Genomic DNA, 22,477 nt, shown 5'->3' on the forward strand with positions numbered 1-22,477 from the left:
GCAACGCAGAGGCGCAAAATTATTCCGCGGAATGCCGCATTATCCTACGGTGTGATCGAAGGATCAACGCCGAACGGAATTTTCTTCTTTGCATTCGCACGCCGCCTTCGCCAAGAATGCGCGGCTGATTTGAGAAGTTTCAAAGGGAGGTTTCAGTGACCCGTACACCCGGTTTCAACACGCTCGCCGTCCATGCCGGCGCCAAGCCCGATCCGGCCACCGGCGCGCGCGCCACGCCGATCTACCAGACGACCTCCTTCGTCTTCGATGACGCCGACCACGCCGCTTCGCTGTTCGGGCTGAAAGCGTTCGGCAACATCTACACCCGCATCATGAACCCGACCCAGGCAGTGCTCGAAGAGCGAGTCGCGGCCCTCGAAGGTGGCACGGCTGCGCTTGCGGTTGCATCCGGCCATGCCGCGCAGGTCATCGTCTTCCACAATCTGATGCAGCCCGGCGACAATTTCGTCGCCGCCAACAAGCTTTACGGTGGTTCGATCAACCAGTTCGGCCATGCCTTCAAGAATTATGGCTGGGAGGTACGCTGGGCCGACACCAATGATCTCTCGACCTTCGAGAACCAGATCGACGACAGGACCAAGGCGATCTTCATCGAGAGCCTGGCCAATCCGGGCGGCACCTTCGTCGATATCGAGAAGATCGGCGACATCGCCCGCAAGCATGGCCTTCCATTGATCGTCGACAACACGCTGGCCTCGCCCTACCTCATCCGCCCGATCGAGCACGGCGCTGACATTGTCGTGCATTCGCTGACAAAGTTCATGGGCGGCCATGGAAATTCGATCGGCGGCGTCATTGTCGATGGCGGCACCTTCGACTGGTCGAAGTCGGACAAGTACCCGATGCTGTCGGAACCGCGCCCCGAATATGGCGGTCTCGTGCTGCACGAAACCTTCGGCAATTTCGCTTTCGCCATCGCCGCCCGTGTGCTCGGCCTGCGCGATCTCGGCCCGGCGATCTCGCCATTCAACGCTTTCCTCATCCTGACCGGTCTCGAAACCTTGCCGCTGCGCATGCAGCGGCACTGCGACAATGCGATCACGGTCGCCGGCTGGCTGTCCAACCATCCCAAGGTCGCCTGGGTGAATTATCCCGGCCTGCCCAGCGACAAGAACAATGCATTGCAGAAGAAATACTCGCCTGAAGGCGCCGGCGCCGTGTTCACCTTCGGCCTCAAGGGCGGCTACGAGGCGGGCATCAAGTTCGTCGAGGCACTCGAACTCTTCTCGCACCTGGCCAATGTCGGCGACACCAAGTCGCTGGTCATCCACCCGGCGTCGACCACGCACCGCCAGCTTTCCGACGAGCAGAAGGTCAAGGCCGGTGCCGGGCCGGATACGGTGCGACTGTCCATCGGTATCGAGGACGTCACCGACATCGTCGCCGACCTCGAACAGGCGCTCGCCAAGGTCTGACCTGATATGACCGCGTTTCTTTCCGTCGACACCAAAAGCGTGGAGCCCGAATCCGGCGCGCCCGCGCCGGATCGCCTGATCTCGGGCGGTCCGAAATTCCGCACCTGGAACGCCGAGGAGCGCGACGGCGGCCTCTATGCCGGCATCTGGGAATCGACCCCCGGCAAATGGCGCATCGTCTATGACGAATGGGAGTTCTGCCACATTCTCTCAGGCGTTTCGGTGATCGCGGAAGAGGGCGGCGAAGCGCGCACCGTCAAGGCCGGCGACAGCTTCGTGCTGCGGCCGGGCTTCAGGGGAAGCTGGGAAGTGCTTGAAACGACTCGCAAGGAGTATGTGATCAAGCTTTGAAAGCTTGATCACATATCCAGGATCGGATCGGATTTCCGGGCAACTCGCCAGCTAGAAACCCACGGCGAGCGCCTCCAGCCCATGGAAGTGGTAAGTGTCGCGGAAGCGGGGCTGTTCGGCAAGATGCAGTCGCGGGTGCCGCTCGAACAAAGTCTTCAGCGAAACCTGCAGTTCGAGGCGGGCGAGCGGCGCGCCGATGCAGAAATGGATACCGGCGCCGAAAGACACATTCTTCTGGTCGGTGCGCTCCGGCCGGAAGGCCTGCGGTTCGGCGAAGGCGTGCGGATCATGATTGGCCATGCCAAGCAAGAGCCCTATCGTCTGGCCCGGCCGCACGACGATGCCGGGCGCGATTTCGATCTCCTCATAGGCATAGCGCATGAACATATGCAGCGGCGCGTCGAAACGCAGGCATTCCTCGACGGTCGCCGCGGTCGTTTCCGGTGAGGTGAAGAAGCGGCGCGGGTCGCCGCCTTGCACAAGGATCGAGCGCACTGCGTTGCCGGTCTGGTGCACGGTTGCCTCATGGCCGGCGTTGAGCAACAGGATGGCCGAGGAGACCAGTTCGTCCTCGGACAATTTCTGTCCGTCTTCCTGCGCCGAGATCAGCAGCGACAGCAGATCATCGCCCGGGTTCTTGCGCCGCTCGGTGACGTAGCCGCGCAGGAAATCGGAAAATTCGCGTGCCGCGCCATTGGCCGTCTCCTCGGTCTCGCGGGTGCGGCCATGGATGTACATGGCGACCATCTGATGCGACCAGTCGAGTAGTTGCGGCCCCATCTCCACCGGCACGCCGAGCATTTCGGCGATGATGGTGATCGGCAGCGGGGAGGCGAAGGCCGGCAGGAGGTCAAAGGCCTTGCCAGGTTCGAAACGATCGATCAATTCGTTGGCGAGTGCCTCGACACGCGGCCGCAACCGTTCGACCTGACGCGAGACGAAGGCACGGTTGACCAGTGTCCTCAGCCGCGTGTGCACCGGCGGCTCCAGTTCCAGCATCGAGTTGGCTTCGATGCCGTCGAACGCCTCGAGATGGGTCCTGTCCTGGCCGACACCGTGGCTGTCTGGGATGCCAGCAGGGTTCTGGCGGCCGAAACGGCGGTCGCGCAGCAGTCTGTTGACATCGCCGAAGCCGCCAAAACACCAGAAGCCGAACTCTTCCCAGAAAAATGCATTCGATGCGTCATGCAGGAGGCCGTAGGCCTCGTACGGGTTCATGAAGAAAGCCGGTTCGCGCGGGTCGAGCCTCAGCCGGCGTGTGGCTGGATCAAAGGCCAGATACGGGAGCGTCGATTTGGTCATGCCAGACCCATAGCGCGGCTTGCCAGCCCGGTTCCAGACCGTATGTTGCGTTCGGCAGCCTGATGCATTGAGCCAGCCAGTAGGGTTGCGGAAGGTCTGAACGGATGAATGTGATCGTCGTCGGCGCGGGTATCGCCGGTCTCTCCACGGCGTGGTCGCTGGTCAAGGCAGGCCACGCCGTCTCGATCGTCGAGCAGGGGCCGATCCCCAATCCGCTGGCGGCATCGGGCGACCATCACCGCATCATCCGCCGTGCCTACCGCGCTGGAACCGGCTACGGCCGGCTGATCACCGAAGCCTATGAGGCCTGGGACGAGATGTGGGCCGATCTCGGCGAGAACCACCTCGATCCCAGGGGATTCGTTTGCGTTTCGCGCGAGCCTGGCGATGAGGCCGAGGAATACCGCGAGGGTCTGGAGGAGGGCGATTTCCCTTTCGAATTGCTGGAACCGGGCGCAGCCGTCGAACGCTGGCCGTTCCTTGAGGTCGGCTCGTTCCGCTACGCCTATTTTTCGCCCGAAGGCGGCGCGCTGCATTGCCGCAAGATCGCGGTCGGGCTGGCCAGATGGCTGCGCGCCAACGGCGCCAACGTCTACGAGCACAGCAAGGTGACGGAGATCGATGCCGAAGCCGGCCATGTCGTGCTGGAAAGCGGCGAGACGATGCAGGCAGACCGCATCGTCGTTGCCGCTGGCGCCTGGGTGCTGAAGCTATTCCCCGAGCTCGGCGGCGAATTGAAGACTTTTCGCACCGCGCTCGCCTATGTCGAGCCCCCGGCCGATCTCAAGGCCGCATGGGAGGCCGCGCCCGTCATTCTCGATGTCGGCGGCAAGACCGACGGCTATATGATCCCGCTCACCCGCGGCGCCGGAATGAAATTCGGCTCGGGCCTGCACAAGGTGCCGACCAGCGACGCCGACTGGAACCGCGAGCCTGTGCCCGGCGAGGGCGAGGCGATCCGCAACCTGTTTTCGCCGCCGATCGCCCGCATCGAGGAGTACAGGGTGACCGAAGTGGTCACCTGCGCCTACACCTTCACCGAGGACGAGAAATTCCTGGCGCATGAGACAGGTAAGTGCCTGGTCGTCTCGGCCTGTTCCGGCCACGGCTACAAATTTGGCGCGGCAGTGGGGCGCCGTGTGGCCAAAGCCATCGGCGACGGCGATGTCATCGGCCTCAAGGCCTGGCTACGGGCCGAGGTGGCCTAAGCTCAATCCTGGCAATGCCTCGGAATATGCACGCGCCGCCAGCCGGATGAGCCTTCGCGCACCAGAACGCGGCGCGGGACGGTCCGGTAGGAGGCGGGAATATCGATGACGCGCCTTTGCTCGGGCCGCACCAGCACCTCCTCGACGATGCTGTCATATTGCGCCGGAATGACGACACGCCGCGTGCGCTCGGGCTGGATCATCACCGTCTCGGCGACGCTTTCGTAGCTTGCCTTGTGCCAAACCTTGCACAGCACCCGGTGGCCATGGATGACGCGCCATTCCCAGGAATAGCCGCCGCCATCGACCCTGACGGTGTGGTAGACTGTCCGGGTGATTGCCGGGACCACTTCGTACCGAACCTGTGCCGGCACGGTCATCACCACGCGCTCGCGGGTGCCGTAGATCGGCGGGTCATAGTCGACGATCTGCTGGCCGGGAGGGCTGACCATGACGTCTTCGTAGACGGTGTCGTAAACGGCCGGTGTGCGGACGGGCTCGTAGCATTCGACGGCGCGGCCGCCTGCCGCCGTTTGCGAAATCGAGCCGAGCAGGGTCAGCCCGGCAATGGTGAAGCATGCGGTTTTCCCGGACATGGCACTCCCCCGTTTGAACTGCAGGCACAAGTTCAACGTTGAATTGTAGGGGAAGCCATTGCGGAGAAAAGCGGTTTCGGCGCATTTCGTTAAGTGACGAGGTTAAGAAACTGCTACCTGGCGGGGGCAGGCTCGGTATTTCGGCGCGGCGTGGCATCAGCTGCTGCCAATCCTTGCCCGGAAGCTTGATTCGACTTACCCAGATGGCTAGGACGGGTCGGCCTTGCACAAGGATGAGCCGGCATCCTATTTACATCTTGACGATCCAGAACCGATTCTGCCCGAACTGCCAGCCTGTCCGGCGCCGGAAATCCCACCGCGAGAAGAGATAACTGATGAAGAATCCCGTCGAAACCTACATGAACCTCGTTCCGATGGTGGTCGAACAGACCAATCGCGGCGAGCGGGCCTACGACATTTTCTCGCGCCTCCTCAAGGAGCGCATCATTTTCATCACCGGTCCGGTCGAGGACGGCATGGCGACGCTGGTCTGCGCGCAGCTCCTGTTCCTCGAAGCCGAGAACCCGAAGAAGGAAATCAACCTCTACATCAATTCGCCGGGCGGCGTCGTCACCTCGGGCATGGCGATCTACGACACCATGCAGTTCATCAAGCCGGCCGTGTCGACGCTGTGCATCGGCCAGGCGGCCTCGATGGGCTCGCTGCTGCTGACCGCCGGCCACAAGGACATGCGCTTTGCCACGCCGAACGCCCGTATCATGGTTCACCAGCCGTCCGGTGGCTTCCAGGGCCAGGCGTCCGATATCGAGCGTCATGCCCAGGACATCATCAAGCTGAAGCGTCGCCTCAACGAGGTCTATGTCAAGCACACCGGCAAGAGCTATGAAGAGATCGAGAAGACGCTCGACCGCGACCATTTCATGACTGCCGACGAGGCCAAGGATTTCGGCCTGATCGACAAGGTCATTTCGTCGCGCGAGGCGGCCGAGGGAGCGTTGGCATAAAGGCTAGTTGGCAGTTGGATGGCACCATCACGCGCTTTTGGCGCGTCTTGCGTCATTTCGGCCACAATTGGCTGTTCCCTCGGAGGTCGGGATTGCCTACGTTAAGGCTATGTTGATTTTCGACGGCTTAGCTTTGCGTGGGGAAGCTGCGAATCATTGCCACGTTTTCGGATTTGTGTTTCGTATGGAATACGTTGCGGGAGCCGGAAGACTGGCGGCGGCGGATTCCCGCGATAAATAGAGTATGCGCCCTTTCAGCCAGACCATCGGCGGGCGGCCATGAAAGGACATGAAATGAGCAAGGTCGGCAACAACAGCGGTGATTCCAAGAACACGCTCTATTGCTCGTTTTGCGGCAAAAGCCAGCACGAGGTGCGCAAGCTGATCGCCGGCCCAACGGTGTTCATCTGCGACGAGTGCGTCGAGCTGTGCATGGACATCATCCGCGAGGAGAACAAGACCTCGATGGTGAAGTCGCGCGAGGGCGTGCCGACCCCGCAGGAGATCCTCAAGGTTCTCGACGACTACGTCATCGGTCAGCCCTACGCCAAGCGCGTACTGTCGGTGGCGGTCCACAACCATTACAAGCGCCTCGCGCATGCCGGCAAGAACAACGATGTCGAGCTGGCCAAGTCCAACATCCTGCTGATCGGCCCGACCGGCTGCGGCAAGACGCTGCTGGCGCAGACGCTGGCCCGCATCATCGACGTGCCCTTCACCATGGCGGACGCCACGACGCTGACCGAGGCCGGTTATGTCGGCGAGGACGTCGAGAACATCATCCTGAAGCTGTTGCAGTCGGCCGACTACAATGTCGAGCGCGCCCAGCGCGGCATCGTCTACATCGACGAAATCGACAAGATTTCGCGCAAGTCCGACAATCCCTCGATCACCCGCGACGTGTCGGGCGAGGGCGTGCAGCAGGCGCTGCTCAAGATCATGGAAGGCACGGTCGCCTCCGTCCCGCCGCAGGGCGGCCGCAAGCACCCGCAGCAGGAGTTCCTGCAGGTCGACACCGCCAACATCCTGTTCATCTGCGGCGGTGCCTTCGCCGGGCTGGACAAGATCATCTCGGACCGCGGCAGGAAGACATCGATCGGTTTTGGCGCCATCGTCGCGTCGCCGGAGGATCGCCGCACGGGTGACGTTTTCCGCCTGGTCGAGCCCGAGGATCTGTTGAAATTCGGCCTCATTCCGGAGTTCGTCGGTCGTCTGCCGGTCCTGGCGACGCTGGAGGATCTCGACGAGCCAGCATTGATCCAGATCCTGACCGAACCCAAGAACGCGTTGGTCAAGCAGTATCAGCGCCTGTTCGAGATGGAAAATGTCGACCTGACCTTCCACGAGAACGCGCTTTCGGCGATCGCCAAGCGCGCCATCGAGCGCAAGACCGGTGCGCGCGGCCTGCGTTCGATCATGGAAGCGATCCTGCTCGACACGATGTTCGAACTGCCCGCGCTCGAAGGCGTGCGCGAGGTGGTGATTTCGGAAGAAGTGGTGACCGGCAGCGCCCGGCCGCTCTACATCTATTCCGAACAGAAGGAAAAGAAGGGCAATGTCAGCGCCTGATATGGCACTTGGCCCTATATTTTTGTGGAACGGCGCCCTTGCGGCGCCGTTTTGCTGTGAGGAACCGGCACACCTTCGCGATGGAATGGATTGCGGACCATGTTAACTCTTGATCTTTGGCCCGCCTGCATCCACCTAACACGAGAAGGCCGAGGTGCCCGATTTCTGTGCTGTAAAACTCCCGTCATAAACGGTGGTAGGCGGAACGATCCCCGGTCGTTAATATGAGATTCGCGGTTGGCCTGATGGTGGCCGCGACATGAAAGGTTGGACAATGGCCAAAATATCCAAGGCTCCCAGCGACGGCGTCTTTGCAGTCCTCCCACTGCGCGACATCGTGGTGTTCCCGCACATGATCGTTCCGCTCTTCGTAGGGCGCGAAAAGTCCATCAAGGCGCTGGAAGAGGTGATGGGTCAGGAAAAGCAGATCCTGCTTGCCACCCAGATGAATGCCGCCGATGACGATCCCGAGCCCGATGCGATCTTCGACATCGGCACGCTCGCCAATGTGCTGCAATTGCTGAAGCTGCCCGACGGCACCGTCAAGGTTCTGGTCGAAGGCGCCTCGCGTGCGAAAATCGTCTCCTTCACCGACCGTCCCGACTTCCACGAGGCCAAGGCCACGGCGCTGGTCGAGCCGGAAGAGGAAGAGGTCGAGGTCGAGGCTCTGGCCCGCTCGGTCGTCACCGACTTCGAGAACTACGTCAAGCTGAACAAGAAGATCTCGCCCGAAGTGGTGGGCGCCGCCAGCCAGATCGACGACTATTCCAAGCTCGCCGACACGGTTGCCTCGCATCTCGCCATCAAGATCCCTGAAAAGCAGGAGATGCTGGCCACGCTTTCCGTCAAGGAGCGGCTGGAAAAGGCGATGGGCTTCATGGAAGCCGAAATCTCCGTCCTGCAGGTGGAGAAGCGCATCCGCTCGCGCGTCAAGCGCCAGATGGAGAAGACGCAGCGCGAATACTACCTCAACGAGCAGATGAAGGCGATCCAGAAGGAACTCGGCGAAGGCGAGGATGGCCGCGACGAGGCCGCCGAGATCGAGGCGCGCATCAAGAAGACCAAGCTCTCCAAGGAGGCTCGCGAAAAGGCGGAAGCCGAGTTGAAGAAGCTCAGGACGATGTCGCCGATGTCGGCTGAATCGACCGTCGTGCGCAACTATCTCGATTGGCTGCTGTCGATCCCGTGGGGCAAGAACTCCAAGGTCAAGCAGGACCTGGCCTACGCGCAGAATGTCCTCGACACCGATCACTTCGGCCTCGACAAGGTCAAGGACCGCATCGTCGAGTACCTTGCCGTGCAAAGCCGCCAGAAGAAGCTGAAGGGGCCGATCCTGTGCCTCGTCGGCCCTCCCGGCGTCGGCAAGACCTCGCTCGGCAAGTCGATCGCCAAGGCGACCGGTCGCGAATTCATCCGTATGGCGCTCGGCGGCGTGCGTGACGAAGCCGAGATCCGTGGCCACCGGCGCACCTATATCGGCTCGATGCCCGGCAAGGTCATCCAGTCGATGAAGAAGGCAAAGAAGTCCAATCCGCTCTTCCTGCTCGACGAGATCGACAAGATGGGCCAGGACTTCCGTGGCGACCCGTCTTCGGCGCTGCTCGAGGTGCTCGATCCCGAACAGAACTCGACGTTCATGGATCATTACCTCGAGGTCGAATACGACCTGTCGAGCGTGATGTTCGTGACGACGGCGAACACGCTGAACATCCCTGCGCCCTTGATGGACCGCATGGAGATCATCCGTATCGCCGGCTACACCGAGGACGAGAAGATCGAGATCGCCAAGCGGCACCTGATGCCGAAGGTTATCCGCGATCACGCGCTGCAGCCGAAGGAGTTCTCCGTCGGTGAGGACGCGATCCGCGCCATCATCCAGACCTACACCCGTGAAGCGGGCGTCAGAAGCCTGGAGCGCGAGCTGATGAAGCTCGGGCGCAAGGCGGTGACCGAGATCCTGAAGACGAAGAAGAAGACGGTGAGCATCACGGCGGCGAACCTCGCCGACTACCTCGGTGTTCAGCGCTACCGCTTCGGCCAGGTCGAGGCTGACGATCAGGTCGGTGTCGTCACCGGCCTTGCCTGGACGGAAGTCGGCGGCGAGCTGCTGACGGTCGAAGGCGTCATGATGCCCGGCAAGGGCCGCATGACGGTGACCGGCAATCTGCGCGACGTGATGAAGGAATCGATCTCGGCAGCGGCCTCCTATGTCCGTTCGCGCGCCATCGATTTCGGCATCGAGCCGCCGCTGTTCGACAAGCGCGACATCCACGTGCACTTGCCGGAAGGCGCAACGCCGAAGGACGGTCCGTCCGCAGGCGCGGCCATGGCCACGGCCATTGTGTCGGTGCTGACGGGTATTCCGGTTCGGGCCGATGTGGCGATGACTGGCGAGATAACGCTTCGCGGCCGCATCTTGCCGATCGGTGGCCTCAAGGAGAAGCTGCTCGCCGCACTGCGTGGCGGCATCAAGAAGGTGCTGATCCCGGAAGACAACGCCAAGGATCTGGCGGAGATTCCGGACAACGTGAAGAACGGCATGGAAATCATTCCGGTCTCACGCGTCGGTGAGGTGCTGCGCCACGCGCTGGTGCGGATGCCGGAGCCGATCGAATGGGTCGAACCGGTCAATCCGCCGGCCGCGACCGACAGCGCCGACGATGCCGGAAAGTCGCTTGCGCATTAGGGCGCTGCGCGTCCAGCGCAAAGGACGCTCCAATACTGGGGATTTGCGCATGGTCCTTTCGGAAAACCGACCGCGGTTTTCAGGGCCATGCGTTAGAAATCGCTAAGGTTGCAGCGCACAAACAGAAAGCCGGGCTTCGCGCCCGGCTTTTTCATGTGAAAAACCCCGGAATTCCGGGCTTTTTCCGCTTTTTTCCTGCCTTTTCGACTTGGTTGCGGGAACGCTTCTTTCTAAAGTCCGTTTCCTGCCGGATGAGTCGTAAGTTCCGGTGTTCTCATGGAAGGGAATTTTTATGAACAAGAACGAACTGGTGTCCGCTGTCGCCGACGCCGCGAGCATTTCGAAGGGTGACGCGCAGTCGGCGGTCGATGCAGTGTTTTCTGTCATCTCCGGCGAACTGAAGAAGGGCGGCGATGTCCGGCTTGTCGGCTTTGGCAATTTCACCGTGTCAAAGCGCGCTGCATCCACCGGCCGCAACCCCCAGACCGGCGCCGAAGTGCAGATCCCGGCGCGCACCGTGCCGAAGTTCTCGGCCGGCAAGGGCCTCAAGGACGCCGTCAACTAAGCGCATTTTAATTTTCAAAAATGAAAAGCCGGGCAAGCCCGGCTTTTCTTTTTTGGACCCCGTATCGAATCGATCGGACCAGAAGCTTCTCAAGCTGTCGGGGCGTCGGCGCGCATCAGGCCTTCCTTCTTGAGATCGGCCCAAAGCGCTACAGGCACTTTCGCGTCCAGCAGCGACCGGTTGCTCTCGACTTCTTCAGGCCGCTGACCGCCGGGGATGACCGAAACCACCGACGGGTGCAACTGCGGGAATTGCAGGGCGGCCTCGATGAGCCTGATACCATGGCGTTTGCAGACGGCCTCGATGCGCGTCACTCGGTCGAGCACATCCTGCGGCGCTTCGGAATAGTTGTAGTAGGCGCCGGGCTTCGGTCCGGTCGCCAGAATGCCGGAATTGTAGGGGCCGCCGAGAACGATGCCGATGCCGCGTTTCTGGCAAAGCGGCAGGAACGATGTCAGCGCCTCCTGTTCCAGCAGCGTATAGCGCCCGGCAAGCAGGAACAGGTCGAAATCGCCGCGCTCGGCCAGCGTCTGGGCCACCTGCCATTCGTTGATGCCACCGCCGAACGCCTTGATGACGCCCTGGTCGCGCAAGGCGAGCAGGCCATAATAGCCCGAGCGCATGAACTCCTCGATGCGCTGGTCGGACGCCTCCTTGCTGCCATGGGTGAAGATGTCGACGTCGTGCACGAACAGGATGTCGATGCGGTCGACGCCAAGCCGCTCCAGCGAGGCCTCGAACGAGCGCATGACGCCGTCATAGCTGTAGTCGTAGACCTCCTTGCGCGACGGCGTGTCGAAGAACTTGCCGATGCCCGTGCGCTCCTCCGGCGGGCAGGCGCGCATGATGCGGCCGACCTTGCTCGACAGCACATAGTCGTCGCGCTTCCTGGAGCGCAGGAACGGGTTGAGGCGCGTTTCCGACAGGCCGAGCCCATAGAGGGGGGCGGTGTCATAGTAGCGGCAGCCGGTCGCCCAGGCGGCCTCCAACGTCGCATTGGCGTCCTCGTCGGAGACGGCGCGGTAAAGATTGCCGAGCGGAGCCGTGCCGAAGCCCAGCTCCGTGAAGGTGATGCCGCCATTGCCGATGCGGTCGAAATGCCGTGTCTTCATGTCTTGAAATTTTCCCGGATTGATTTGTCTGACATGACACTATCATCCTCGTGGCTAGGCAAAAGCGCCGCTGAGCGTTGGACACGCATTTTCGCGGTTGCTAGCATGAACGAAATCAAGCTGTTCCGGGAAAGAGCATGATCGGGAATTGCCAATCATCTTCGACTACCGGCACGCCGGTGGCGCGGCCATGAGCAACTCCAGCTCGCAGATGTTCAGGACCGCACTCGACGAGGTTGGCGCGGTGCTGGCGCGCGTCGATGGCGACCGGATCGACGCCGCCTGCGGGATGCTGGTGGATGCTAGACAGATCGTCGTCTATGGCTGCGGCCGCGAGGCCTTGCAGGTGAAGGGCTTCGCCATGCGGCTCTATCATCTGGGCCTGCCGGTTTCGGTCGTCGGCGACATGAACACGCCGCCTGTAGCGCAGGGCGATGTTTTGCTTGTCAGTTCCGGGCCTGGCGAAACCTCGACCGTGCTCACCCTGATGCGCATCGCGCGCGAGGCCGGCGCGACCGTCCTGCTCCTGACCGCCCAGGCAGGCGGCAGCGCCGTAGGGCTGGCTGATTTGACGTTGCTGATCCCGGCGCAGACCATGGCCGACGACCAGGGACCGCAAAAGACGTCGGTGCTGCCGATGGGCTCGGTTTTCGAGGGCGCGCTGTTCCTGCTGTTCGAGATCATGGTGCTGAAACTCAGGGAATTGACTGCGGCGTCGCCGGAAGCCATGCGCGCCCGCCACACCAACATGGAATAGATCATGCGCTATGACCTGATGCTGCCGCACCAGATCCGCAAGGCGATCGCTGAGAATTGGCCGGTTGCGCTGCCGCTCGGCGTGCTGGAATACCATGGCGAGCACATGGCCGTCGGCATGGACACGCTGGCCGTCATCAAGACGCTGGAGCTGCTCGAACAAGAGAGCGATGTCGTCATCCTGCCGCCCTTCTATTACGGTGCAGCGAGTTATGCGGTGGCACCGCCGGAAGGCAGTGGCTCCGTTCAGGTCGGCGGCAATCAACTGGCGCCGTTCGGCGAGGAGCTGTTCTACAGCCTGCTGCGTATCGGTTTCCGCAACATCCACGCCATCGTCCATCACCAGACCGAGAATTTCGCCGCCGGCATGCCGACCGATCTCGCCTTCAAGACCGCCGGCAGGCAGGCGATCTTCCGCTTCCTCGAGAAGCAGCGCGGCGAGGGCTGGTGGGGTTCCGAGACGATGGCCGACTACTATGCCGGGCATGCCGCGGGCGAAAATTTCTTCAACTGGGTGCAGGTGCATCCGCTGATGCCGGCCGCCATGAACGGCAAATATCCATTCGACCATGCCGGCATCGGCGAGACATCGCTGATGCTGGCGCTATGTCCGGAAGCAGTGGACGCCGCGCACTTCGCGGACAACAAAAGCTGGTATACGGTGAGCGCGGCGGATGCTTCGGCAGAACTCGGACAGAAGGGCGTCGCCATGATCATGGATCATCTGCGCGCGATCCTGAAGGCCTAGCGCGCCCCTCCTTCTCCCACAGAGGGGTACAGAGGGAAAGAAGAGGCGCCCGGTCACTTCACCGCACCAGCCGTCATGCCCATGATCAGGTAGCGCTCCAGCGCGATACCGATGACCGCAAGCGGCGCGATCGCTGCGGTGGCCAGCGCGGCCATCGACCACCAGTTGATGCCTTGCGACCCCGTCTGGCTGGCAACCATGACCGGGATCGTCTTGGCGTCCGTCGAGGTCAAAAGGGCGGCGAAGAAATACTCGTTCCAGCACAGCACCATTGCCAGGATGAAGGCGGCGACCATGCCCGGCAGCGCGATCGGCATGACGATGCGGAAAAAGGCGCCCCAGATCGACAGGCCGTCGACGAGGGCTGCTTCCTCGAGCTCGACTGGAATCGAGTTGAACTGGTCGCGCATGATCCAGATGACGATCGGCAGCACCATCAGCGTGTAGAGCAGGATCAACCCGATGCGCGTATCGAGCAGCCCGACTTCGCGGTAGAGCACCAGGAAGGGTAGGGCGAGCACCACCGGCGGCAGGATCAACTGCGACAGGAAGAAGAACGAGATGTCCTCGTTCTTGAACCAGGCGAAATGGTAGCGATAGCGGGTCAGGCCATAGGCGGCGAGGCTGCCGATGATGATCGCCAGGCTCGACGCACCAACCGAGGTGATGACCGAATTCATGAAACGCTTGAGGAACTCGTCGCGCACGGTCGAGGTCTGGAAGATCGAGTCCGGCGACAGGCCAAGCGATCGCCAGCCTTTCCAATCCGGCTGGAAGTCGACAAACGGGATCAGATGCCCTTGCGTGACGTCGACCGCCGATTTGAACGAGGTCGTTATCGTCCAGTAGATGGGGAACAGGCAGATGAAAGCCCAGAAGACAAGTGCGCCATAGATGAAGACACGGCTGGTGATGAAGCTCGCCGGGGAGCGGATTTCGGAGACGGTATAGTCGGTGGTCTGAACGCTCATGATCCGGCCGCTCTAGTTGACGTTGCGCACGAAGCGGTTGGCGATCTTCAGGAGCCAGGTCACGAACACGACGATGATGACGAGATAGGCCATCGCCAGCATGGTGCCGTAGCCGACATTCGAGCGGTCGCGATATTCGCGGTAGATGAAGCTCGACACCGAATCGGTGGCTCCGCCCGGGCCGCCCGACGTCACCGTAATGATGATGTCCGCAAGCTTCAGCTTGAAGATGATGCGCAGGATGACGGCGGTCACAGACACCGGCAGCATCAGCGGGAAGGTGACCTGCCAGAAGGTTTGCCATGCATTGGCGCCGTCGACACGCGCCGCCTCCAGCACCTCGCGGGACATCGCCTGCAGTCCGGCCAGCAGCATGATCATCATGAAGGGAATGAAGGTCCAGGCGTCCAGCATCATGATCGAGATGCGGGCTGTGATCGGCTCTGAGAAGAAGGCGGGATTGTCCCAGCCGAGATGGCGCGCCAGCGTCGCCGCCGGGCCGAACCGGTATTCCATCAGCGATTTGCCGATCATCCAGGACACTGCGACCGGCGACAGCATCAGCGGCATCAGGAAGACGACGCGGAAGAATTTTCGCGCCCGGATCTGCGCGTTGAGCAACAGCGCCAGCCCGAAGGCGATGACATATTCGACCAGCACCGCAAGCACATAGAGCACCATGTTGAACAGCGCATTGCGGTAGTATGGATCGCCGAGCATCTGCCAGAAATTGTCGAGCCCGTTGAACCTGCGGCCGCTGAAGGAGCTGAGGTTCCAGTCGGTGAGCGCGATGTAGAAGCCGAACAGCGTCGGGAAGATCACCATCGCGATGGTGAACAGCAGCGCCGGCAGCAGGAACAGCGCGCGCTGGCCGTCCTCGCCGCGTGTCAGAACCTGGCCTATCCCGATAGCAACGCCCCATAGCACATAGGCGTAGACCACGGGCCGCCATGTCTCGAAGCCGATCGTATCGACCTCGGTCTTGTAGAGGATCTGAAGCAGGATCGTCGCCAGGAGGACGAGTGTGGCCAAGGCCATCAGTGTCCAGCCGAAGCGTTTGCGGCCAGGCGGGATCAGATCCATTGGTGTGGAATTTGCCGGCCACGCATTCGTGGTCGAGGTCTGTTCAGCCACGCCTCTCGCCTCTTCTGGTACGATGGCCGGCAGAGCCGGTCAAAACTCGGCCCGGCGATGATGTGACGCCGGGCCGTGACTTTTATCAAACGTCCACCTATGCGCCGAGTGAGGCCTTGTAGAGTTTGATCTGCTTCTCGCGGCCGATCTGGTCGGTCAGCTTCTCCCAGGCGGCGGCGATGGCATCGGCGCCTTCCTGTGCCTTCATCTTGCCTGCGAACGTATTGGCCAGGATGTCCTCGGCAGCGCTGTAGTATTGGAAGATACCGGGGATGCGTGGCTCGATAGCGCCATTCGGATGATTGTAAGAGTTGAACTGGGAGTCGAGGTAGTTCGTGATGAATGCCCTGTCGTAGCCGGCGGCCACCCATTCGTCGATGTCGTGCTGGCTGTTGCGGTAGCACTGGAATCCGGACGGATACATCGCCGTCCAGATTGCCAGATCCTTGCCACCGAGATGCGCCGCCGCGCTCCAGGCGGCCTTGTGCTTCTTCGGATCGCCGTCGACGCGGGCCATGACATAGACGCCCCAGCCGAGATAGGCGAGGTTGGGCGCGTAGTTCGGTCCGCTCGGCAGTTTTTCCCATTTGCCGGCCTTGGAATTGTAGACGTCATCCGAGCCCGGCAGGATGTCGAAGCCGCAAAGGTCGCCAATCACAGAGGAATCGTTGGTTTTGGCGTTGGAACCGATGTCGCCCCACCAGGGGATCATTGAACCGGTTCCGGCCAGAAACTGCTGGAAACCGGTGGTGTTCGGGTCGGCATTGATCTGGTCGGCCGGTTCGGACGGCAAGGCGTCGATGACGTCCTGGATGGCGCGCACCCAGGCCGGATTGTTGATGCGCGGCTTCATCGTGTCGGCGTCGAACAGCCACGCCTTGTCGTCGGGATGCTTGGCGTAGGCGGTGGCACGGCTGCCGAGGAAGTAGAAGCCGAAACCGCCCCAGGGCTTGGGCGCATCCAGATAGCCATAGACGTCCTGGCCCTTGAATTTCTTGCCCTTGAGGAACTTGGTGACGGCCTGCACCTGCTGCCAGGTCTTCGGTACGCCCCATTCACCGGCTCCGCCGCCGTCCTTCCACTGCTTGGCAAGGTCTGCGTCGGCGAACACGTCGGTGCGGTAGTTGAAGTTGTGCGTGTCGCCGTCGATGGTGACGCGATACTGCTTGCCATCCCAGGTGCCGACCGGCGGCTTGAGGTAGTTGACGAGATCGTCGAAGTCGATCTGCTTCTTGACCCAGTCGGGCATTTCAGAGGTCAGGCCCTTGCCGCAGACATCGCCTTCGAAAGGCGCGCCCATCTCGGCAATGTCGAAGTCGACGGTTCCGGTGGCAATCGACTGCTGCAGGCGGGCATTGTAATCCGCTTGCGCCAGATCGATCCAGTTGATCTTGGCGCCGGTATAGGTCTCCCATGGCTTCAGGAAGCCGCGGAACAGCACATTGTGCAGATTCTGGTTGTTGAGGCCCATGAAGGCGAGCTCGACACCGGCGAACTCGCCTTGCTTGACACTTGCCTTGGTCGCATCGAGGCAGAGTTCGCCGACCTTCTGGAAGTCGGCGTCGGTCGGCTGACCTTTGCCAACCCCGGGAATCTGCAAGATTTTCGAGCGCAGTTCGCTTGCGGCCGAAGCCGGGCGCGTCAGGGCGCCAAGTCCGGCGCCGGATGCGGCCGCGATCGCGGCCATGGAGGCCGCGCCCTTCAATAGGTCGCGCCTTGTAGCGCCGGCACGGACCAGTTTGTCGTAAAGATCTACTCGCATGGACTATTCCTCCCAGAACGTTAGTCGTGAATCGAAGTGCCAATCGTGCCGGGCGCTGGCTTTGTTCAGATGCGAAACCAGGACCCCAACCTGCGTCACTTCGCGTTCCGTTTTTTCGGATAGAGTACCAGCGTTTCGGATCGGCGCTCGTCACTATTCTCGCAACCAAACGCCGTGTCAACGAGAACGGTTTTTATCTATAAGAGACCGGCTTGCCCTGACCGGTCGCGTTGGTTAGCTTCTGCGCCTACGGCCATTGGAGCCGATGGGGGAACGATGGCTCAAGTCGCGATAAGCAAGGTGGCCAAGGCGTTTGGAACCGTCAAGGTTCTGCACGAAGTCAGCGTCGACATTGCCGATGGCCAGTTCGTCGTGCTTGTCGGCCCGTCAGGCTGCGGAAAGTCCACGCTGCTCAGGATGGTGGCGGGGCTGGAGACTGTCTCTGGCGGCACGATCGCCATCGGCGACCGCGTCGTCAATCACCTGCCGCCCGCAAAACGCGACATCGCCATGGTGTTCCAGAACTATGCGCTCTATCCGCACAAGACGGTGGAGCAGAACATGGCCTTCGCCCTCAAGCTGCGCAAGACCGATCCGGCCGTGGTTGCCGAGCGGGTCAAGCGCGCCGCCGACATCCTCGACCTCAGCCCCTATCTGAAGCGCTATCCGCGCCAGCTTTCCGGCGGCCAGCGTCAGCGCGTCGCCATGGGGCGCGCCATCGTGCGCAATCCGCAGGTATTCCTGTTCGACGAGCCGCTTTCGAACCTCGACGCCAAGCTGCGCGTGCAGATGCGCACCGAGATCAAGGAGCTGCACCAGCGGCTGAAGACCACCACCATCTATGTCACCCACGACCAGATCGAAGCCATGACGATGGCCGACAAGATCGTCGTCATGCGCGACGGCCGCATCGAACAGGTCGGCGCGCCGCTGGAGCTTTTCGACCGGCCGGCCAACCTTTTCGTCGCCGGTTTCATCGGCTCGCCGTCGATGAACCTGCTCAAGGGCACCGGGCGCAAGGGTGGCGTCGACATTGCCGGAACGCTGTTCCCGGTTTCTCCGAACAACGCCGTCGAGGAGGGGCGCTCCGTGGTGTATGGCGTGCGGCCCGAACATCTCGAGATCCATCCCGATGGCGTGCCGGCCAAGATTTCGGTGGTCGAGCCGACCGGATCGGAAACCCTAGTCTTCCTGCGCTTCGGCGACGGCGAGATGGTGGCGCTGTTTCGCGAGCGCCATGACTTCAAGCCTGGCGATACGCTAAGGCTTCGGCCAAGGCTCGACCATATCCATCTGTTCGATGCCGAGACCGGCAAGCGTCTCTGATCTCAAACGCACTTCACGAGGACCATCATGCTCAAAGGGATCGATCCGTTGCTCAATGCCGATGTGCTCCAGGCATTGCGGGCGATGGGCCATGGCGATGACCTGATCATCGCCGACACCAACTTTCCCTCCGATTCGGTGGCGCGCCAGACGGCGCTCGGTCGCGTGCTGCGCATCGATGCCTCGGCGGCCCAGGTGGTGAAGGCGGTGCTGTCGCTCTACCCGCTGGACACGTTCGTCGACGACTCGGCCGCCCGCATGGAGATCGTCGGCAAGCCGGACGAGATTCCAACCGTGCAAAAGGAAGTGCAGAAGGAGATCGACGCCGCCGAGGGCAAGTCCTGGCCGATGGTGCCGGTCGAGCGTTACGCCTTCTACGAGCGAGCCAAGCAGGCCTATTGCGTCATCCAGACCGGAGAACGCCGATTCTACGGCTGCTTTGCCTTCCGCAAGGGCGTCGTGCCACCGGATGCGGAGTAGCGGCATGGCCTCGGGCAAGCCGATCGTCATTCTCGGTGTGTTTGTTGCCGACACCGCCTATCGCGCCGATCGCCAGCCGCGCATGGGTGAAACGATCCTCGGCAATTCCTTCAAGCTGGGACCAGGCGGCAAGGGTTCGAACCAGGCGGTGGCCGCCGGCAAGCTGGGGGCGGACGTCACATTCCTGACCAGGCTCGGCGTCGACGCCTTCGCCGACATGGCCAAGCGGACCTGGAAGGATGCCGGCGTGAAGAGCGCCGCAATCGACACGCCGGACAGCTATACCGGCGCCGCCTACATCTTCGTCGAGGAGGGAAGCGGCAACAACGCCATCATCGTCAGCCCCGGCGCCGCCATGCTGATCACGCCTGAGGATATCGATGCCAATGCCGACCTTGTCAGGAGTGCCGGTGTTTTCGTTACGCAGCTCGAACAGCCGATCGATGCCGCGATGCGGGCCCTGGAGATCGCGCGCGGGGCAGGGGTGACGACCATTCTCAATCCGGCACCCGCCGCAACGCTTTCCGACCGCATCTACAAGCTCTGCGACTATCTTACACCGAACGAGACAGAGGCCGAGGAATTGACCGGGCTGAAAGTCTCCTCTGTCGATGAAGCGCGCGTCGCCGCGGACAAGCTGCTTGAAAAGGGCGTCGGCACGGTCATCGTCACGCTCGGCGACAAGGGCGCGCTGCTGCACGCGAAGAATCGGTCCGAGCATGTTCCAGCCATCAGTGCCGGCCCTGTCGTCGAGACCACCGGCGCGGGGGACGCCTTCAATGGCGGCCTGGCCGCAGCACTTTCGCGCGGCATGGAGCCGCTGGAGGCGGTGCGCTTCGCCTGCGCCGTTGCCGGCATTTCCGTGACCCGTCCAGGCACCGCACCGTCGATGCCGACATTGCAGGAGGTTGGGGAGCTGCTGGCCAAGGGGTTAAAAAAGTTTGAAGGGCTAAAGACATAGCGATTGGGCAAGAAGTTTTTGCCTAGGCCCGCATATCAGATGTAAAGCATTGACCAAAGAGATTTTGTCAATGGTCCCTGGATATGCGGTTATTCAATGCAAGGAATGCTAAGAGCGATGGTCAAATCCCAACAAGTGAGTCAACATTCGCGTTTATCAATTTGAACGATATGGCCTCTGAAGCACTGAGAAAATGAAATTCATCTTCCGTCTGCTGCATCGCAATCAGAAAAATTCTCTGATCCATTTCCATCTCAGAAATATGTCTAGCAAGATCAGCTGATCCTTCTTTGAAAAATGACAAATATTGCAGAACCTCGCTTCGCGTGAAATTGCGCTTATCCTTGACTAAAGGATAAATTTGATGGAGGCCGATATTGGAGAAAATGTGGGAGAAGCGCTGCTTGCCGCCCAGCAAAATGAGGCTGCAGGCAGAATTACATGATGAGGGATCAAGCGCGCCGTCGATCTCAACTGTTACAGACGGGCGTGCGACAACCGTTATTGCGCCGTAAATTCTAGCTTGTCTTGACACTGAATAGGCTGGACTGGCCAGCCCGCCAAGAGAATCAAGAAGTAGGATAAAATGTGGACCTAGGCCCTTTATGGCGTTGTCTCGCGACCAGTTTGTGGACTTCTCGAGATGATCGAGCGTCGTCTGAAAGCGGTCGATGGTCGTGTCAGAAATCTCGCCGTCGGCGAACACGACAACGCAGTTCTCGCAGTGGGGATTCTCGATGATCTTAAAAGTCATCGGCTCTTGCTGTATAGACTTCGCCTTGTCGGCAACGGCGAATTGGACTGCGACGTACATAGTCACAGTTGAGACGACTAACAAAAAGAAAGCATGTGAAATTCGCATCAAATGCCCCTCGTAGACGTGATCCAAGCGAAGCCTAATTCGTAACTCTGAATACAGGGTGCGCCAATCTTGGGACCTCGGTTGTCCGTGAAGATCGCTAAGATGTATCTGGCGCCAATCGAAAAAGCGATCCGAAATTGCGCCGAAGACTTGATCAAGGCAAGCCGAGATAGTCCTTTGAGGCAGGAGCCTTCTTCTCCCTTGGGTTGACGGCTAGTAAGCGCCTTGGGGCACTACAATAGCCTGGCGTGCGTCACGCAGAAATCTTTGATGTCTCAGCGGCGCTCCGACACTGCGGCCGCAATCGCGCTACGTTTCGAAAGTTGTTGCTATTTTGTAGGTGGTCGCTCGGCCTTTGAAGGCATTTGGAGTCAAAAATCTTGCGAACTTTGAATCGACGTGGTGGGCGATGACGGGCTCGAACCGCCGACATCTTCGGTGTAAACGAAGCGCTCTACCAACTGAGCTAATCGCCCTCTCCGGCCGGACCTTTAAGCGCTCAGGCTCGGCTTCGCAAGGCCAAATGAGCAGCCGGCACCCTGTTCGACGAGCGCATCTGCGACCAAATCACCGGCTGTCAAAAAACCTTCTCGACTTTGCGTTTATGCTGTCTTCCCGCGCTTGACACTCGGTACCGAACCCCTTATCCACCGCCCCAACGACGAACACGGCTGACACGTGCTCGTCAATGCGCGGGTGTAGCTCAGTTGGTTAGAGTGCCGGCCTGTCACGCCGGAGGTCGCGGGTTCGAGCCCCGTCACTCGCGCCATTTCTCTCAAGGGATTTCGAGCCCTTGGTTTCGGAGAAATGTAGACGTCGAATATCAAAAGATTTCAGGAGGTAGCCAGGATCCTTTCGTATCCGGCTTGATCTTGCCCCGCTCACGTCGGCACCATACGGAAATCCTTCCCTTCCGGCAGCAATTGCCCGCCATCGACGACGATGGTCGTGCCGGTGATGTAGCTGGCGTCGTCCGAGGCGAGGAACAGGAAGGCGTTGGCCACGTCGCGCGGGCTGCCGAGCCGGCCGAGCGGAATCGAATCCTCCATGTTCTTGATATAGGCGGCGCCGCGATGCTGCTGGATGGCTTCGGTGAGGATATTGCCGGGTTCGACGCCGTTGACGGTGATGCCATATCCGGAGAATTCTAGCGCCGCAGCGCGAATGAAGCCATTGATGCCCGCTTTCGTCGCCGAATAATGGCCATGGCCAGGGCTGGTGACGTGCGGTCCGGTGATGGAGGAGGTGTAGAGCATGCGGCCAAAGCGCTGGGCCTTCATCGGCACCAGGGCCGCGCGGCTGGCGTTGAAGGTGCCGCGCAGGTTGACGGCCATCACGCGGTCCCAGTCGTCGGCGCTGGTGTTTTCGATCAATTGCCAGGGATAGATGCCGGCGTTCTGGACGATGATGTCGAGGCGGCCATGGTGTTTCAGCGCTAGTGCCACCGCGGCCTCGGCGTCGCTCATTTGCGAGATGTCGGTGCGGATGAAGGGGACGCCGAGCTCATCCGCACTTGCTTGCCCGGCCTCGCCCTCCGTATCGGCCAGCACAAGCCTTGCGCCTTCTTCGGCGAAGCGCAGCGCGATGCCCTTGCCGATGCCGCGCGCGCCGCCGACGATCAACGCCACCTTGCCTTCCAGTCGTCCTGTCATGCGAACCGTCCTGTCATGCCAATCCCCACCTCATG

At 61.2% G+C, this 22,477-nt stretch carries 20 protein-coding genes and 2 tRNA genes; 13 read left to right on the top strand and 9 right to left on the bottom strand.

Features of this window, described 5'->3' with window-relative positions:
* The first annotated feature begins 155 nt into the window (after positions 1-155).
* Together LB536_RS14660 and LB536_RS14665 are read left to right on the top strand one after the other, a co-directional pair.
* Positions 156-1,436, top strand: coding sequence for an O-acetylhomoserine aminocarboxypropyltransferase (locus LB536_RS14660; RefSeq protein WP_224593669.1), 1,281 nt, complete (start codon positions 156-158; stop codon positions 1,434-1,436).
* Between the two features lie 6 nt (positions 1,437-1,442).
* Positions 1,443-1,787 carry a cupin domain-containing protein gene (locus LB536_RS14665; RefSeq protein WP_224593671.1) on the top strand — a complete coding sequence of 115 codons (345 nt, stop codon included), beginning with the start codon at positions 1,443-1,445 and terminating at the stop codon, positions 1,785-1,787.
* Positions 1,788-1,838: 51 nt separating this feature from the next.
* Here the strand turns inward: LB536_RS14665 and LB536_RS14670 are convergent, their stop codons facing one another.
* Complete coding sequence (locus LB536_RS14670) at positions 1,839-3,089, bottom strand: cytochrome P450 (RefSeq protein WP_224593674.1); 1,251 nt, start codon at positions 3,087-3,089, stop codon at positions 1,839-1,841.
* A 104-nt stretch (positions 3,090-3,193) separates the two neighbouring features.
* On the opposite strand from LB536_RS14670, the gene LB536_RS14675 reads away from it, so the two are divergent.
* Positions 3,194-4,297 (top strand): NAD(P)/FAD-dependent oxidoreductase, encoded by a 1,104-nt coding sequence (locus LB536_RS14675; protein ID WP_224593678.1) that lies wholly within the window; start codon positions 3,194-3,196, stop codon positions 4,295-4,297.
* Between the two features lie 2 nt (positions 4,298-4,299).
* Here LB536_RS14675 and LB536_RS14680 read toward each other — a convergent pair whose 3' ends face one another.
* Entirely contained in the window at positions 4,300-4,893 is a 594-nt protein-coding gene (locus LB536_RS14680) for a hypothetical protein (protein WP_224593681.1), read from the bottom strand.
* A 335-nt stretch (positions 4,894-5,228) separates the two neighbouring features.
* On the opposite strand from LB536_RS14680, the gene clpP reads away from it, so the two are divergent.
* The 4 genes from clpP (at position 5,229) to LB536_RS14700 (ending at position 10,678) form a co-directional block, all read left to right on the top strand.
* A complete protein-coding gene (gene clpP / locus LB536_RS14685; RefSeq protein WP_140809241.1) occupies positions 5,229-5,858 on the top strand; it encodes an ATP-dependent Clp endopeptidase proteolytic subunit ClpP in 630 nt (209 codons plus the stop codon).
* A gap of 294 nt (positions 5,859-6,152) precedes the next feature.
* Positions 6,153-7,427 carry an ATP-dependent Clp protease ATP-binding subunit ClpX gene (gene clpX / locus LB536_RS14690; protein WP_023759839.1) on the top strand — a complete coding sequence of 425 codons (1,275 nt, stop codon included), beginning with the start codon at positions 6,153-6,155 and terminating at the stop codon, positions 7,425-7,427.
* Positions 7,428-7,701: 274 nt separating this feature from the next.
* Positions 7,702-10,113 carry an endopeptidase La gene (lon, locus tag LB536_RS14695; protein ID WP_127869591.1) on the top strand — a complete coding sequence of 804 codons (2,412 nt, stop codon included), beginning with the start codon at positions 7,702-7,704 and terminating at the stop codon, positions 10,111-10,113.
* A 292-nt stretch (positions 10,114-10,405) separates the two neighbouring features.
* The gene (locus LB536_RS14700) at positions 10,406-10,678 is read left to right on the top strand and encodes an HU family DNA-binding protein (RefSeq protein WP_027143628.1); all 273 of its coding nucleotides are present in this window, start codon (positions 10,406-10,408) and stop codon (positions 10,676-10,678) included.
* Between the two features lie 89 nt (positions 10,679-10,767).
* Here LB536_RS14700 and LB536_RS14705 read toward each other — a convergent pair whose 3' ends face one another.
* A complete protein-coding gene (locus tag LB536_RS14705) occupies positions 10,768-11,790 on the bottom strand; it encodes an aldo/keto reductase (RefSeq protein ID WP_140809243.1) in 1,023 nt (340 codons plus the stop codon).
* 190 nt (positions 11,791-11,980) lie between these two features.
* On the opposite strand from LB536_RS14705, the gene LB536_RS14710 reads away from it, so the two are divergent.
* Together LB536_RS14710 and LB536_RS14715 are read left to right on the top strand one after the other, a co-directional pair.
* Complete coding sequence (locus tag LB536_RS14710; protein ID WP_224593684.1) at positions 11,981-12,547, top strand: SIS domain-containing protein; 567 nt, start codon at positions 11,981-11,983, stop codon at positions 12,545-12,547.
* A gap of 3 nt (positions 12,548-12,550) precedes the next feature.
* Positions 12,551-13,294, top strand: coding sequence for a creatininase family protein (locus LB536_RS14715; RefSeq protein WP_224593687.1), 744 nt, complete (start codon positions 12,551-12,553; stop codon positions 13,292-13,294).
* A 53-nt stretch (positions 13,295-13,347) separates the two neighbouring features.
* Here LB536_RS14715 and LB536_RS14720 read toward each other — a convergent pair whose 3' ends face one another.
* The 3 genes from LB536_RS14720 to LB536_RS14730 all read right to left on the bottom strand — a co-directional run bounded on the left by LB536_RS14720 (position 13,348) and on the right by LB536_RS14730 (position 17,161).
* Positions 13,348-14,265 (bottom strand): carbohydrate ABC transporter permease, encoded by a 918-nt coding sequence (locus LB536_RS14720; protein WP_140755286.1) that lies wholly within the window; start codon positions 14,263-14,265, stop codon positions 13,348-13,350.
* A gap of 12 nt (positions 14,266-14,277) precedes the next feature.
* Positions 14,278-15,399, bottom strand: coding sequence for a carbohydrate ABC transporter permease (locus LB536_RS14725; RefSeq protein WP_224593690.1), 1,122 nt, complete (start codon positions 15,397-15,399; stop codon positions 14,278-14,280).
* A gap of 97 nt (positions 15,400-15,496) precedes the next feature.
* The gene (locus LB536_RS14730) at positions 15,497-17,161 is read right to left on the bottom strand and encodes a sugar ABC transporter substrate-binding protein (RefSeq protein WP_224593700.1); all 1,665 of its coding nucleotides are present in this window, start codon (positions 17,159-17,161) and stop codon (positions 15,497-15,499) included.
* Between the two features lie 276 nt (positions 17,162-17,437).
* Here LB536_RS14730 and LB536_RS14735 point away from each other — a divergent pair, with 276 nt between their 5' ends.
* Genes LB536_RS14735 through rbsK form a run of 3 tightly spaced genes read left to right on the top strand, consistent with a single transcriptional unit; the run spans position 17,438 to position 19,928 of the window.
* Positions 17,438-18,487 carry an ABC transporter ATP-binding protein gene (locus tag LB536_RS14735; protein WP_140809254.1) on the top strand — a complete coding sequence of 350 codons (1,050 nt, stop codon included), beginning with the start codon at positions 17,438-17,440 and terminating at the stop codon, positions 18,485-18,487.
* Between the two features lie 27 nt (positions 18,488-18,514).
* On the top strand, positions 18,515-18,967 hold the full coding sequence (locus LB536_RS14740; RefSeq protein ID WP_149905107.1) for an RbsD/FucU family protein: 453 nt from the start codon (positions 18,515-18,517) through the stop codon (positions 18,965-18,967).
* A 4-nt stretch (positions 18,968-18,971) separates the two neighbouring features.
* Entirely contained in the window at positions 18,972-19,928 is a 957-nt protein-coding gene (gene rbsK / locus LB536_RS14745) for a ribokinase (RefSeq protein ID WP_140809257.1), read from the top strand.
* A 121-nt stretch (positions 19,929-20,049) separates the two neighbouring features.
* Here rbsK and LB536_RS14750 read toward each other — a convergent pair whose 3' ends face one another.
* Both LB536_RS14750 and LB536_RS14755 read right to left on the bottom strand, forming a co-directional pair.
* Positions 20,050-20,817 (bottom strand): hypothetical protein, encoded by a 768-nt coding sequence (locus tag LB536_RS14750; RefSeq protein ID WP_224593702.1) that lies wholly within the window; start codon positions 20,815-20,817, stop codon positions 20,050-20,052.
* Positions 20,818-21,190: 373 nt separating this feature from the next.
* Positions 21,191-21,266, bottom strand: a tRNA-Val gene (locus LB536_RS14755).
* Between the two features lie 216 nt (positions 21,267-21,482).
* On the opposite strand from LB536_RS14755, the gene LB536_RS14760 reads away from it, so the two are divergent.
* Positions 21,483-21,559: transfer RNA gene (locus LB536_RS14760), tRNA-Asp, on the top strand.
* 112 nt (positions 21,560-21,671) lie between these two features.
* Here the strand turns inward: LB536_RS14760 and LB536_RS14765 are convergent.
* Positions 21,672-22,442: an SDR family oxidoreductase gene (locus LB536_RS14765; protein WP_224593705.1), complete on the bottom strand. Its 771-nt coding sequence runs from the start codon at positions 22,440-22,442 to the stop codon at positions 21,672-21,674.
* Between the last annotated feature and the right edge of the window lie 35 nt (positions 22,443-22,477).

The sequence above is a fragment of the Mesorhizobium sp. ES1-3 genome, from assembly GCF_020164795.1.
GTDB lineage: Bacteria > Pseudomonadota > Alphaproteobacteria > Rhizobiales > Rhizobiaceae > Mesorhizobium.

What these genes read in the sequence shown, in the direction of transcription:
- LB536_RS14665 (WP_224593671.1), top strand. Translation starts at nt 1,443, where the DNA reads ATGACCGCGTTTCTTTCCGTCGACACCAAAAGCGTGGAGCCCGAATCC.
- LB536_RS14670 (WP_224593674.1), bottom strand. Translation starts at nt 3,089, where the DNA reads ATGACCAAATCGACGCTCCCGTATCTGGCCTTTGATCCAGCCACACGC.
- LB536_RS14675 (WP_224593678.1), top strand. Translation starts at nt 3,194, where the DNA reads ATGAATGTGATCGTCGTCGGCGCGGGTATCGCCGGTCTCTCCACGGCG.
- LB536_RS14680 (WP_224593681.1), bottom strand. Translation starts at nt 4,893, where the DNA reads ATGTCCGGGAAAACCGCATGCTTCACCATTGCCGGGCTGACCCTGCTC.
- clpP (WP_140809241.1), top strand. Translation starts at nt 5,229, where the DNA reads ATGAAGAATCCCGTCGAAACCTACATGAACCTCGTTCCGATGGTGGTC.
- clpX (WP_023759839.1), top strand. Translation starts at nt 6,153, where the DNA reads ATGAGCAAGGTCGGCAACAACAGCGGTGATTCCAAGAACACGCTCTAT.
- lon (WP_127869591.1), top strand. Translation starts at nt 7,702, where the DNA reads ATGGCCAAAATATCCAAGGCTCCCAGCGACGGCGTCTTTGCAGTCCTC.
- LB536_RS14700 (WP_027143628.1), top strand. Translation starts at nt 10,406, where the DNA reads ATGAACAAGAACGAACTGGTGTCCGCTGTCGCCGACGCCGCGAGCATT.
- LB536_RS14705 (WP_140809243.1), bottom strand. Translation starts at nt 11,790, where the DNA reads ATGAAGACACGGCATTTCGACCGCATCGGCAATGGCGGCATCACCTTC.
- LB536_RS14710 (WP_224593684.1), top strand. Translation starts at nt 11,981, where the DNA reads ATGAGCAACTCCAGCTCGCAGATGTTCAGGACCGCACTCGACGAGGTT.
- LB536_RS14715 (WP_224593687.1), top strand. Translation starts at nt 12,551, where the DNA reads ATGCGCTATGACCTGATGCTGCCGCACCAGATCCGCAAGGCGATCGCT.
- LB536_RS14720 (WP_140755286.1), bottom strand. Translation starts at nt 14,265, where the DNA reads ATGAGCGTTCAGACCACCGACTATACCGTCTCCGAAATCCGCTCCCCG.
- LB536_RS14730 (WP_224593700.1), bottom strand. Translation starts at nt 17,161, where the DNA reads ATGCGAGTAGATCTTTACGACAAACTGGTCCGTGCCGGCGCTACAAGG.
- LB536_RS14735 (WP_140809254.1), top strand. Translation starts at nt 17,438, where the DNA reads ATGGCTCAAGTCGCGATAAGCAAGGTGGCCAAGGCGTTTGGAACCGTC.
- LB536_RS14740 (WP_149905107.1), top strand. Translation starts at nt 18,515, where the DNA reads ATGCTCAAAGGGATCGATCCGTTGCTCAATGCCGATGTGCTCCAGGCA.
- rbsK (WP_140809257.1), top strand. Translation starts at nt 18,972, where the DNA reads ATGGCCTCGGGCAAGCCGATCGTCATTCTCGGTGTGTTTGTTGCCGAC.
- LB536_RS14765 (WP_224593705.1), bottom strand. Translation starts at nt 22,442, where the DNA reads ATGACAGGACGACTGGAAGGCAAGGTGGCGTTGATCGTCGGCGGCGCG.